The sequence below is a fragment of the Streptomyces sp. NPDC059142 genome, from assembly GCF_042755665.1.
In the GTDB taxonomy this organism is placed as follows: domain Bacteria; phylum Actinomycetota; class Actinomycetes; order Streptomycetales; family Streptomycetaceae; genus Streptomyces.
Genome location: NZ_JBHZDA010000009.1, coordinates 1 through 11,558 on the forward strand (window position 1 = coordinate 1; position 11,558 = coordinate 11,558).

The 11,558-nt window shown below is 71.4% G+C and carries 10 protein-coding genes; all 10 read right to left on the reverse strand.

What is annotated here, in order from left to right; all coding sequences use genetic code 11:
• Positions 1–211: 211 nt before the first annotated feature.
• Entirely contained in the window at positions 212–2,416 is a 2,205-nt protein-coding gene (locus ACFXPK_RS05520; protein ID WP_384996443.1) for an MMPL family transporter, read from the reverse strand.
• A gap of 12 nt (positions 2,417–2,428) precedes the next feature.
• Entirely contained in the window at positions 2,429–3,292 is an 864-nt protein-coding gene (locus ACFXPK_RS05525) for a TetR/AcrR family transcriptional regulator (RefSeq protein ID WP_385071945.1), read from the reverse strand.
• Between the two features lie 75 nt (positions 3,293–3,367).
• The gene (locus ACFXPK_RS05530) at positions 3,368–4,135 is read right to left on the reverse strand and encodes a DUF4097 family beta strand repeat-containing protein (RefSeq protein WP_385071947.1); all 768 of its coding nucleotides are present in this window, start codon (positions 4,133–4,135) and stop codon (positions 3,368–3,370) included.
• A gap of 304 nt (positions 4,136–4,439) precedes the next feature.
• Positions 4,440–5,699, reverse strand: a complete 1,260-nt coding sequence (locus ACFXPK_RS05535; RefSeq protein WP_384996451.1) for a hypothetical protein — start codon at positions 5,697–5,699, stop codon at positions 4,440–4,442.
• Complete coding sequence (locus ACFXPK_RS05540; RefSeq protein ID WP_384996454.1) at positions 5,692–7,068, reverse strand: MFS transporter; 1,377 nt, start codon at positions 7,066–7,068, stop codon at positions 5,692–5,694. Before ACFXPK_RS05540 ends, ACFXPK_RS05535 begins: the two co-directional genes overlap by 8 nt.
• A 229-nt stretch (positions 7,069–7,297) precedes the next feature.
• On the reverse strand, positions 7,298–8,056 hold the full coding sequence (locus ACFXPK_RS05545) for a thioesterase II family protein (RefSeq protein ID WP_384996457.1): 759 nt from the start codon (positions 8,054–8,056) through the stop codon (positions 7,298–7,300).
• A 31-nt stretch (positions 8,057–8,087) separates the two neighbouring features.
• Positions 8,088–9,158, reverse strand: a complete 1,071-nt coding sequence (locus ACFXPK_RS05550) for an HAD-IIIC family phosphatase (RefSeq protein ID WP_384996460.1) — start codon at positions 9,156–9,158, stop codon at positions 8,088–8,090.
• Positions 9,155–10,300, reverse strand: coding sequence for an acyl-CoA dehydrogenase family protein (locus tag ACFXPK_RS05555; RefSeq protein WP_384996463.1), 1,146 nt, complete (start codon positions 10,298–10,300; stop codon positions 9,155–9,157). Before ACFXPK_RS05555 ends, ACFXPK_RS05550 begins: the two co-directional genes overlap by 4 nt.
• Before the next feature lie 12 nt (positions 10,301–10,312).
• Positions 10,313–10,573, reverse strand: a complete 261-nt coding sequence (locus tag ACFXPK_RS05560; protein ID WP_384996466.1) for an acyl carrier protein — start codon at positions 10,571–10,573, stop codon at positions 10,313–10,315.
• 88 nt (positions 10,574–10,661) lie between these two features.
• Entirely contained in the window at positions 10,662–11,534 is an 873-nt protein-coding gene (locus ACFXPK_RS05565) for a 3-hydroxyacyl-CoA dehydrogenase family protein (RefSeq protein ID WP_384996469.1), read from the reverse strand.
• Positions 11,535–11,558 lie beyond the last annotated feature (24 nt).

An 11,558-nucleotide genomic window follows, 5' to 3' on the forward strand; every position in this document is an offset into this window, starting at 1 on the left:
CCCCTCTCCCCCGCGTGGCGCGGGGGGGGGGGCGGGGCCCCGCGCCGCGCCGCGGCTCGGCGGGGCGCGGCGGGCGGGGGGGGGGGCGCCCCCCGGGGCCTGTGGGGGGTGGACGGAGGGTCCGGAGGGGTGGGGCGGAGGGTTCCGAGGGGCGGGCGGAGAGGGCCGGGAGGGCCCCGGTCCGGGGCGCTGCGCGGCCCGGACCGGGGGGTCAGCGGACCGCTGTCAGCAGGCTCCGGTCCTCCTGGGGCCGGGTCCTGTCCAGCTTGGCGCCCTCGATGTCCAGGTCGGGCAGGAGCCGGTCGAGCCAGCGGGGCAGCCACCAGGCGCCCTTGCCCACCAGCGCGAGGACGGCCGGCACCAGCGTCATCCGGACGAGGAACGCGTCGACCATGATGCCGACGGCCAGGCCGAAGGCGATCGGCTTGAGCGTGAGGTCCTCGGCGGTCACGAAGCTCGCGAACACCGCGAACATGATCAGCGCCGCGGCGGTGACGACCCGCGAGGCGTGCCGCGAACCGGCGATCACCGACTCGTGGTGCCTGCCGGTGTGGACGAAGTCCTCCCGCATCCGGGAGACGAGGAAGACCTCGTAGTCCATCGCCAGTCCGAAGAGCACCGCGATCAGGATGATCGGCATGAAGCTGAACACCGGACCGGCGGTCGGCACACCGATCAGATCGGCGAGCCAGCCCCACTGGAAGACGGCGACGACCGCGCCGAACGCCGCGCCCACCGAGAGCAGGAACCCGAAGGCCGCCTTGATCGGGACCACGATCGAGCGGAAGACCAGCAGCAGGAGGACGAGCGCCAGTCCGACCACGATCGACGCGAACGGCAGCAGGGAGGCGCTGAGCTTGTCGGAGACGTCGATCGCCGCGGCGGTCGAGCCGGTGACCAGGATCTCGGCGTCCGCCTTAGCGGCCAGTGCCGGGGTCTCGGCGCGGATGTCGCGGACCAGTCCCTCCGTACGCTCGTCACGCGGCCCGGCCTTCGGGACCACGCTGAGGACCGCTGTGCTGCCGTCCTCGCTGACCTGGGGCGCGCTGATGGAGACGACCTCGGGCAGGTCGAGCCGTCCCAGTCCGGCCGCCACCTCGGCGGCGGCGGGCGCCGGGTCGCCGTCCGCGCTCTGGACGAGGACGAGCAGCCGGCCGTTGCGCCCGGGGCCGAAGGCGTCGGAGATCAGGTCGTACGCCTTGCGCTGGGTGGACTCGGGGGCGGCGGTGCCGTTGTCGGGCATGGCCAGGGCGAGCTGGGAGGCGGGGACCGCGACGGCGCCCAGCGCGATGACGACGGCGAGCACGGTGGCGAGCGGCCTGCGGGTGACCAGCCGGGCCCAGCGCTCACCGCCGGACGGGCGCCGCCCGCCGCCGGAGGCGCGCTCACGGCGCTCGGCCCGCGAGCCGGGCTTGGGCCGCAGCCGGGTCCCGGCGAAGCCGAGCAGGGCCGGCAGCAGGGTGATCGCGACCGCCACCGCCATCAGGACGGTGCCGGCGGCGGCCAGCCCCATGACGCTCAGGAACGGGATGCCGACGACGGAGAGCCCGGAGAGCGCGATGATCACGGTCAGCCCGGCGAAGACCACGGCGCTGCCCGCGGTGCCGGTGGCCCGGGCTGCGGACTCCTCCGCGTCCATGCCGTTCGCCAACTGGGTACGGTGGCGGGAGAGGATGAGCAGGGCGTAGTCGATGCCCACCGCGAGCCCGACCATCAGCGCCAGGCTCGGCGCGGTGGAGGAGACGGTGGCGACGTTGGACACCAGCAGCAGTCCGACGAGCCCGATGGCCAGCCCGATCAGCGCGGTGAGCAGCGGCAGTCCGGCGGCCAGCAGGGAGCCGAAGGTGAGGATGAGCACGATGATCGCCACTCCGAGGCCGATCACCTCACCGATGCCGACGGCCAGCCCGGCGGTGGAGTAGATCGTGCCGCCGACCTCGGCCTGGAGGCCGCTGGAGCGCGCCGAACCGGCGATCTCCTCCAGGGCGGTGACGCTGGAGTCCTCCAGCGCGTCGCGCTTGATGGGGTAGAGGACCTGGGCGAGCGCCGTGCGCTGGTCCTCGGAGACGGACTTCGCCTCGAAGGGGTCGACGGCGGTCTCGACCTGGGGCGCCTTCGCGGCCTCCCGTACGGTCTTCTGGATGACGGCCCGGAAGGCCGGGTCGTTGACGGTCGAGCCCTCGGGGGCGACGAAGACGAGTTGCGCCGTGACACCGGTGGCGGCGGGCTGCGACTTCTCCAGTACGTCGATGCCCTTCTGCGACTGGGAGCCGGGGATGGTCGCCTCGCTGTCGAGATGCGAGCCGAAGGTGGCTAAGCCGCCGATCGTCAGCGCGATCAGGAGCAGCCAGCCGATGAGGAATCCGCCTCGGTGACGGAAGGCCGTCCGGCCGAGCGAGTAGAGCAGGGTGGCCATCGAAATGTTCCTTCAGCCGTTGGAGTGTTCGGAATGATCGGTGGGTGCGCAGGGCCCGGTGGACGGGGGGTGCGGGTCGTGCGCGGGGTGCGGGCCGTACTCGTCGTGCCGGCCGTGCGGGTCGTGGCTGCTGTGCGGGGCTTGGGGGGTGTGCGGGTCGTGCGGGGCTTGGGGGGTGTGCGGGTCGATCAGCGCGGTCAGGACCGCGGCGAGCGCCTCTTCGACGGTGTCGGGGCCGATCGCCTCCGGATCGGCGATGCGCTCGTTCGACAGGCCGTTGCACAGGCAGTGCAGGATCAGGGCCGCCAGTTCGGGCCGGACGGCCGGCCGGACGCCGGTGCGTTCGGCGACGGAGGCGATCGAGCGGGCCGCGGCGGCGCGCTGGGACCGGCGCAGCGGGCCCAGGATGGCCCTGGTCCGCTCGTCGCGGGCGGCGCGGGCCGCGAACTCCAGTCCGAGGCTGCCGCGTTCGGCGTCGCCCACGATGCGGTGCGCCACCGTACGGGCGGCCAGACGGACCGCCTCGGCCGGCCGGTCGGTGTCACCGAGCCCCTTCATGACGGCGGCGAACTCGCTGTCGGCGCCGTCGCCGAGGATGGCGCCGAACAGCTCGCGCTTGCCGGCGAAGTTCGAGTAGACGGCGCCCTTGGTGAAACCGGCGGCGTTGGCGATGTCCTCCAGCCGGCTGTCGGCGTAACCGAGTTCGGCGAAGGAGCGCGCGGCGGCCGTCAGCAGCCGGCGGCGTACCTCGTCCCGCGGGACGCGCGGGACGGGGCCGTCGTGACGGGCGGGGTGTCCGGGGGTGCCGGGATACCCGGGGTACTCGATACCCGGAGTACCGTGAAGCGGTGTGACACCGCTGGACGGGGAGCGCATGGTGGATTTCCCTGGTGTGAGGGACCGCTGTCCGGGCCTGGTACGGAGAGTCTCAGCCGTTGGTGCGCGGGATTCTCAGCCCGCGGTACGGAGGGTGATCCCGCCGTTGTCGGTGGTGGCCGTGATCGCGTGCGCGCTGCCCGCGTCGCTCGGCAGGTCGACGTCCACCTTGCCGTTGTCGGTCTTGGTGGTGACCTTGTACGTGCCGTCGGGGACCTCGACCGTCACACCGCCGTTGTTCGTCTTCACGCCCACCTGGTCGGGGACGCCGGCGAAGGCGAGATGCACCTTCCCGTTGTCCGAACCGGCTTCGACGCGGGTGGACTTGAGACCGGTGGCCCGTACGTCGCCGCTGCCGCTGCGCACGGTGAGGGCGCCGGAGGCTCCGTCGACGGTGACCGCCCCGTTGTCCGAGGTGATGTCCAGGTCGGTGGTGAACCCCGACGCGGTGGTCCTGCCGTTGTCGCCCTCGACGGTGAGCGCGGTCTTCCGCGGTACGAGGATCTCGTAGCGCGCGCTGCAGTTGCTGATGACGGATCCGCAGTCGGTGGTCAGGCTGAGCTTGTCGCCGTCGAGCTTCCACGACGCCTTCGGCTTGTCGCCGACGGCCGACCAGCCGGAGAACCAGCGGGTGACCTCGACCTCGTCGACGTCGGCGGGCTTGACCGTGAGGTCGCCGTTGCTGCGGGCGATGGTGAGCTGGTCCCCGACCGGTCCGAAGGAGCGCTTCTCGGGGGTGTTCTCGTCGCCCGCCGACTCACTGCATCCGGTGACGGCCACCAGTGCGAGCAGCGCGCCGCCGGCCAGGATCGAGGTGCGGGAGATGCGGTTGAGCGTGGCCACGGGGTGCCTCCGAAGTCTGGGGTCGTACCGACCGGGTGGACTTATGACGCTACGGAGGAATCGACGTGCCATCGATCCGGTCCGCCCCCCAGATTCTGGGGGGCTACCCCCCGGTCCCGCCGTACGGTCCGCCTCCCTCGGGTGCGTTCGGGCAGCGACGAGCGTCAAACCGGCAACGGCCCTGCCTGAAAAGGGTGTTGTGCGAATCCGGGAACGTGTACGAGCCCGGTCGGGAGGGTCCCCCGACCGGGCTCGTCCGCGTTCTCGTCAGGCGTCCGCGCGCCTTCTCCGGCCGTTCTCCCGGCTATTCCTTGAGCAGTTGGCGCCACCCCTCGGCGCTCAGGGCGTGCGCGGGGGCCCCGGTGCCCGCCACCCGCTGCCAGAGGCGCGGAGCGACCAGCAGGAGGGCGCTGACGGCGCCCAGGGGCAGGGCGACGGCCGGGTCGGAGCGGATCGGCAGCAGTTCCTCCTTGCTGCCCGCGTACCAGCCTCTGCGGGTCATCGCTCCGGCCAGCTCCCGCAGGACGGCCCCGCGGCCCCGGCCCACCTCCACATGGCGGACGAGGGCCATCAGCAGCATGTGGCTGCGTACCCCGGCGCGGGGCGGCGGCAGCGGTCCGGTCCGCTCGCCGAGGGAGACCGCCAGCCAGCGCCCGACCAGATCGGCGCCGGCCAGTTCGGCGTTGACGGGTTCGACCAGGCGCGGGTTGACGTCGATGTAGTGGACGAGGCCGAAGTCCTCGTCGAGGACCGCGTCCAGGGACATCGGGCCGTGCCAGCCCAGCGCCGCGCCGAGCCGGGTGAGGTGCGGGGTGATGTCGGGCAGGACGATCGACTCCTTCGCCGAGGAGCTGCCCTGCACGCCCTCGCGCCGGCGCAGGACGGTGTGCACCCCGACCAGGGCGCCCTGGTCGAACATGGCCTGCACCATCACGACGGGGCCCGGCAGGGATCGCTGCACCAGCACCTCGCCGCCGGTCGCGAAGGTGTCCCGTACGGCGGGCTCGGCGGCGATCCTGGCGAGCGCGGCGGCGTCCTCGGCCTGCCACACCCCCCGGCTCGACGTGGCCACGGGCAGTTTGACGTAGGCGGGCAGGGCGTCGGCGCGGGCGAGCAGCGCGGCCTCGTCGGCGACCAGCGCGGTGTCGGGCTGCGGGAGCCCCAGCTCCTCGAAGAGCCGGATGCAGGCGGCCTTGTCCTGGACCTTGCGTACGGCGGCGAAGTCGGGCACCGCGAGTCCGGTGACCAGCGCTCCGAACTCCTCGCGGTGCCGGGAGAGCGCCACGAGCTGTTCGTGGGTGGGTAAGAGGATGTCGTACGCGTGGTGCGCCAGGACCTCGCGCAGCGCGTCGAGGTAGACCAGCGGGTCGTCCGCGAACCGGGGACCGCGGTGGCGGCGCTTCACCCACCGCGAGAGCGCGGTGAAGGAGATCCCGCCGCTGTCCATGACGCCCACCTCGTGTCCGGCCCGGCCCAGGACGGTGAGCACCTCCCGGGCCGAGGCGCTGGACACCTCGGTGAGCAGCACGCGGTAGCGACGGGCGTCCGCCGCGGGGTCAGCCATGAGTCATCTCCTTCTGTCGCCGTTCCCTTCCCTTACCCGTCACGGAACCGAGACCCAGGGCCAGTGCGCCCGCCAGGAAGAACACCAGGATGGAGAGCCAGGCGACGCGGTAGCTGCCCGTCCACTGGAGTACGAAGCCGAAGGCGGCCGGGCCGAGGAAGGCCAGGCACCGGTTGACCGTCTCGAAGATTCCGAAGTACTCCGCCGCGCGTTCCCGGGGCACCAGGCTGACGAAGACCGAACGCGAGAGCGCGTACGTCCCGCCGACCACGAACCCCGCGCCGACGCAGAGCGCCGTGAACGCGGCGGCCGACCGTTCGGGGATGGTGGCGCCCGCGACCACCGCCGCGAACCACACCACCACGAACCCCAGCAGGACGTTCCGTCCGCCGTACCGCTCCGCGAGCCGCCCGCCCGCGATCGCGCCCGCGAAGGCCACGAACTGGACCGCCAGCACCGCGGTGACCACGTCGTCCTGCTTCAGTCCCAGCTCCTCCACGGCGAAGGTGCCCACCAGTGAGGTGACGCTCTGCATGCCGTTGTTGTAGAGCAGGAACGCCACCAGGAACCAGATCGCGCCGGGGTAGGAGCGCATCTGCCGTACCGCCGCGAACAGGGCGCGGTAGGTGCCCGCCCGGCCCGACGGTCCCACGGTGTCCGCCGTCGGCTCCGGGGGCGCGCCGTAGCCGCGCAGCAGCCGTACCGACACGGCGCCGAAGACCAGCCACCACACGCCGGCGCCCAGCATGATGAGGCGTACCGCCTCGTTCTCCTCCATCCCCCACGCCTCGTGGCGGGCGTACACCAGCAGGGCGGCCATCAGGACGACGCCGCCGCAGAGGAATCCGGTGGCGGACGCCTGGGTGGAGGTACGGTCGCGGCGCTCCGGTGGCGCGAGGGCCGGCAGATAGGTGTTGGAGACCGTGTTCGCGGCGCCCAGCGCCATGGTGGCGACCGCGAAAAGGGTTCCGCCGAGCAGATAGTCGGTGTCGCCGATGGTGTACATGCCCATTCCGGCGCCCGCGCCGCAGAAGCCCAGGGTGCCGAGGAGTACGCCCTTGTCGAATCGTTCGGTCAGGGCGGCGGCCGTCGGCAGCACGAAGATCTGGAGAAGGACGGACAATCCCACCAGAAAGGGGAAGAATGAGCTGGCCAGCACCGGAATACCCAGGGGGTGGAGATATCCCTCGCCATCGGCGGCCCGTTCGCACACATCGGTGATGAACGGGCCGAAGAAGATGGAGATCACGGTGGTGGCGAACACCGAATTCGCACCGTCATAGCAATACCAGCCCACGCGCCCGCGACGTCCTGAGCGCCAGACGGCTTCACCGTCCTCTGCCACGCGTGTTTGCTGTGGAGCGGCCATGGGGGGTCCTCCGAGTTTCGAGAAGTGCCGTTCCGGACTTCTCACATTACGGAGGGTCGACTGGTTCACCGATCCGGCCCGCCCCCGAATTGTTGGTGGGGCTAACCCCCGGCCACGACAGGCCCTTTTATTGGACTGAGCCATCGGAGATTCACCGATGTGGAGTACATTTCTGGCCACATGGGCATGCCCCCGGCGGGCGGCCGGGGGCACCTGGTACGACACCGTGTCAGGCGCGTAGTGATTTCGCCATTCTTTGGAGCAATACATTCGCGGTGTCATGGTGGAAGAAGTGGCCGCCCGGAAATAGCCGAATGTCGAACTCGGCGGTGGTGAGGCTTTCCCAGGCGAGCAGCTCCGCCTCCTCGGCCCGCGGGTCGTCCCGTCCGCCGAAGACGGTCAGCGGGAGGTCGAGCGGCGGTTCCTCGCGGTGGACGTAGGTCTCGTTGACCGCGAAGTCGGCGCGCAGCAGGGGCAGCAGCGCCGCCATGAGGGACTTCTCGCGCAGCACCTCCGGCGGGGTGCCGCCCAGGGCGGCGACCTCGTCGAGCAGCTCGCCGTCCGGCAGGTTCCGCAACTGTTTCCGGCCGTCCGGGAGTTGGGGCGCGGCGCGGCCGGAGACGAAGAGGTGTACGGGAGGTTCCGCGCCGGCCAGGCGCAGCCGCCGGGCCAGCTCGAAGGCGACGAGCGCGCCGACGCTGTGGCCGTACAGGGCGTACACCCCGGTGAACTGGGTGCGCAGCGCCTCGGTCAGGGCGTCGAGGAGCGTGTCGAGCCGGTCGTACGGTGTCTCCCTGAACCGCTCGGCCCGGCCGGGCGGCTGCACCGGGCAGACGGTGGTCCCGGGGGGTGCGAGCCCGCGCCAGGGGGCGAAGCTCGCGGCGCCCGCGCCGGCGTTGGGGAAGCAGAAGAGCCGTGGTCCGGAGGGCGGCGCCTCGCCGAAGGGCAGCCAGGCCCGTGCGGCCGACTGCGTGGTGGTCGGGTTCATGGCCGGTTACGGCTCCTCGCTGTCGTGGCGCTCACCGGACGGTGACGGTCAGATATCCGGGCGGCGGCTGGATGCGCTCCAGGTCGGACTGGAGGAGCACCCGGTTGCCGTCGCGCTCGGCCTCGTGGAAGCCGGCGAACGCGTAGGTGACGTACATGACCCGGTTGCGGCCGGTCTCCACGAAGTCCGCGCGCAGGACGGCGCCGTCCTCCTTGGCCAGCGACATCACATGGTTGAGCAGGACGGTGCCGACGCCGCGGGCCATCACCCGGCAGGACATCAGCATCATGTGCAGATGCCAGGCGGGCCGGGCCCGCTCCACGAGGGCGAGTCCGATCTTGCCGTAGCTGCCGTACCGGTCGGTCAGTTCGGCGACCAGCAGGAGATGGTCCGGGTCCTGGCGCAGGTGGTCGAGTTCGTCGTACGAGTAGGTGCGGCCGGTGGAGTTGAGCTGGTTGGTGCGCACGGTCAGTTCCTCGGCGCGCTGGAGGTCCTCGCGCTGTGCCTCGGAGATGGTGAACCGCATGCCGAGCGTGGCGAGGAACTCCTCGCTGGTGCCGGTGTACTCCTCCTCCACCCGGTCGCGGTCGACGGCGCTGCGGTACATCTCGCGGCGCTTGCGGGACTCGTCGGTGACGAACTTCGGCCGGAACTCCGGGGTGCGCAGGGTCTCGGCGAGTCCGTGGACGTCCACGGTGAGGACGGCCGGCAGGTTGTGCTCCACCTCGGCGCGCTCGAAGGGCTGGTCGTCGACGAACGCGACGGCGTCCAGACCGATGTTGATGGACTTGGCGATCTGCTCGACGGAGCCGGACTTGGGGTTCCAGTTGATCTGGGGGTAGAGGAAGTACTCGGCCAGGTTCTCCTCCTCCAGGCGCCGCATCGCGGCGTCGTGGTCGTTGCGGCTGGCGATGGAGTGCAGGACGCCCAGTTCGTCGAGGCGGCGGATCTCCGCGACGACCTCGGGCTTCACGGTGACCCCGGCGTCCTCCAGGAGGACGCCGTCCCACAGGGTGTTGTCCAGGTCCCACACCACACACTTGATCCTGCCGCGCCCCGGCTCGGTGCCGGTGTCGTTCGGTACGGTCCGGCCGGCGTTCACCGTGCCACCTCCCGGTAGGCCTCGCCCGCAATGGTGATCTGCTGCAACTCGGTTGACCCTTCGATGATTTCCGCGACCTTGGAGTCGCGGAAGAGCCGCGCGGCCGGATGGTCGGCGGTGAAGCCGTTGGCCCCGTGGATCTGTACGGCGTCGCCGGCGGCGGCGGTGGCCGTGGTGGAGGCGTGGTACTTGGCCACCCAGGTCGCCATGATGGTGGCGGGGTCGTCGGCGTCCTTGAGACGGCCCGCCTCGGCGCAGAGCAGCCGCGCCGCCCGGACGCCGACCACCATGTCGCTGATCTTCCGCCGGATGAGCTGGAGTTCGGAGAGCTGTCCGTCGCGGACGCGGCGCCCCGAGGTGTAGGCGACGCAGGCGTCCAGGCAGGCCTGGACGATGCCCACGCAGCCGCAGGCCACGCTGTAGCGGCCCAGGTCGAGGGCGCCGGTCATCACCGTGCCGGCCGCCCAGCCGGGCGGGCCGATCAGCGCGTCGGGCCCGAGTCGTACATCCTTCAGCGTGATGCCCGCGAGCATGCTGGCGCGGGTGCCCATCACGCCCCGGATGGGGGTGATCTCCACACCGGGGGCCCGGGCGTCCACCAGGAAGGCGCTCATCCCGGTCCCGGTCCGGCCGAACACCAGCAGCAGTCCGGCGACCTGCCCGGCGGTCATCCACTTCTTCTCGCCGTTGACGACCCAGCCGGATCCGTCGGGGGTGGCCACCGTGCCGGGCGCGTCGGCGTCGCTGCCGCTGCCCGGCTCGGTGAGGCAGAAGGCGCCGAGGAGTTCCCCGGTGGCGAGCCGGGGGAGCCAGCGCTCGCGCTGGGCGTCGCTGCCCCAGCGGTGGACCGTCCAGGTGACCATGGTGTGCACGGTCAGGAAGGAGCGGACCGAGGAGCAGCCCCGGCCGATCTCCTCGTGGAGCCGGCCCAGTTCGCTCCACGAGGTGCCGCTGCCGCCCGCCTCGGGCGGCAGGAACGGGGCCCACAGGCCCAGTTCGCCCATCCGGGCCAGCAGCGGGGCGGGCAGGCGCTCCTCCTGGTCCCAGGTGTCGGCGTACGGGACGATCTCGGTGTCGACGAAGGCGCGGACCTCTTCGGGGCTCGCCAGGGCCGCGCCTGCGGCGGTGAGGGGGACGGTCATGGTCTCCCCCGTTCAGCCGGCCGAGATCCGGGCGTCGCCGGAGACCCGTCCCACCAGCGCGGCCATGGAGTCGAGGGTGCGGAAGTTGTCGATCCGCAGTTCGTCGTTGGGCACCCGGACGCCGAAGGTCTTCTCGACGAACATGACCAGTTCCATGGCGAAGAGCGAGTTGACGAAGCCCAGGGCGAAGATGTCCTCGTCGTCCTTGAGGGAGATCTGCGGGAACTTGGCGGAGATGAACTCACGGATCGGGGTGCGTGCGTCGTCGGACATGGTCAGTGGACTCCTCGGTCGGCCGTGGGTACGGGTGTGTCGGTGGTGCCGTGACGGGTGGGGGCGGGGGTGCGGGCGCCGGTGGCGGTCATGTGCGGGCGGGCGCCGTGGCGCCGGCCGGGCCGTACCGGTAGAAGCCCTCGCCGGACTTCCGGCCGTGCAGCCCCGCGTCGGTCATCTTCTTGAGCAGCGGGCAGGGCCGGTACTTGCTGTCCGCGAAGTGCTCGTACAGCACCTCGATGCTGTAGAGGATCGTGTCGACGCCGATGAGGTCGGCGGTCTCCAGCGGTCCCATGGGGTGTCCGAAGCAGCTCCGGAACACCTCGTCGACGGTCTCGGCGGTGGCCACGTTCTCGTACACCAGGCAGGCCGCCTCGTTGACGGTGAGCATGAGCACCCGGTTGGAGACGAAGCCGCAGGCGTCGTTGACCGGGATCGCCTTCTTGCCCATGGACGCGAGGAGTTCGCGTACCGCCTCCAGCGCCTCCGGGGAGGTGTGGTGGCCGGGGATCAGCTCGACGGCGGGCTTCATCGGCACGGGGTTCATGAAGTGCACGCCGACGAACTGCCGGGGGCGTCCGGTGAGCGAGGCCAGCCGGGTGATGGGGATCGCGGAGGTGTTGGCGACGAACACGGCGTCGGGCCGGACCAGCGGGTCCATCTCCTGGTAGAGGGAGCGCTTGAGCTCCCAGTTCTCGGTGATGTTCTCGATGACGATCTCGGCGTCGGTGAGCAGCGAGAGTTCGGTGCCGCCCTCGATCCGCTTCAGCACCTCGTCCGCGTCGATCTCGGGCCCGCCCAGCAGCCGGCTCATCCGGCAGTTGGTCTCGACGGTGTTCAGCGCCTGCTCGACGGCGTCGGGGCTGGTGTCCACCAGCGCGACGGTGTGGCCGGAGTGGGCGAGGTTCTGTGCCACCCCGGCGCCCATGACTCCGGCGCCGACGACTCCCACGTGTGTCACGGGGTGCTCCTTCTCTCGTTGTCG

Coding starts and splice junctions, on each gene's coding strand:
- ACFXPK_RS05525 (WP_385071945.1), bottom strand. CDS start 3,292: ATGCGCTCCCCGTCCAGCGGTGTCACACCGCTTCACGGTACTCCGGGT.
- ACFXPK_RS05560 (WP_384996466.1), bottom strand. CDS start 10,573: ATGTCCGACGACGCACGCACCCCGATCCGTGAGTTCATCTCCGCCAAG.
- ACFXPK_RS05520 (WP_384996443.1), bottom strand. CDS start 2,416: ATGGCCACCCTGCTCTACTCGCTCGGCCGGACGGCCTTCCGTCACCGA.
- ACFXPK_RS05545 (WP_384996457.1), bottom strand. CDS start 8,056: ATGAACCCGACCACCACGCAGTCGGCCGCACGGGCCTGGCTGCCCTTC.
- ACFXPK_RS05540 (WP_384996454.1), bottom strand. CDS start 7,068: ATGGCCGCTCCACAGCAAACACGCGTGGCAGAGGACGGTGAAGCCGTC.
- ACFXPK_RS05535 (WP_384996451.1), bottom strand. CDS start 5,699: ATGGCTGACCCCGCGGCGGACGCCCGTCGCTACCGCGTGCTGCTCACC.
- ACFXPK_RS05555 (WP_384996463.1), bottom strand. CDS start 10,300: ATGACCGTCCCCCTCACCGCCGCAGGCGCGGCCCTGGCGAGCCCCGAA.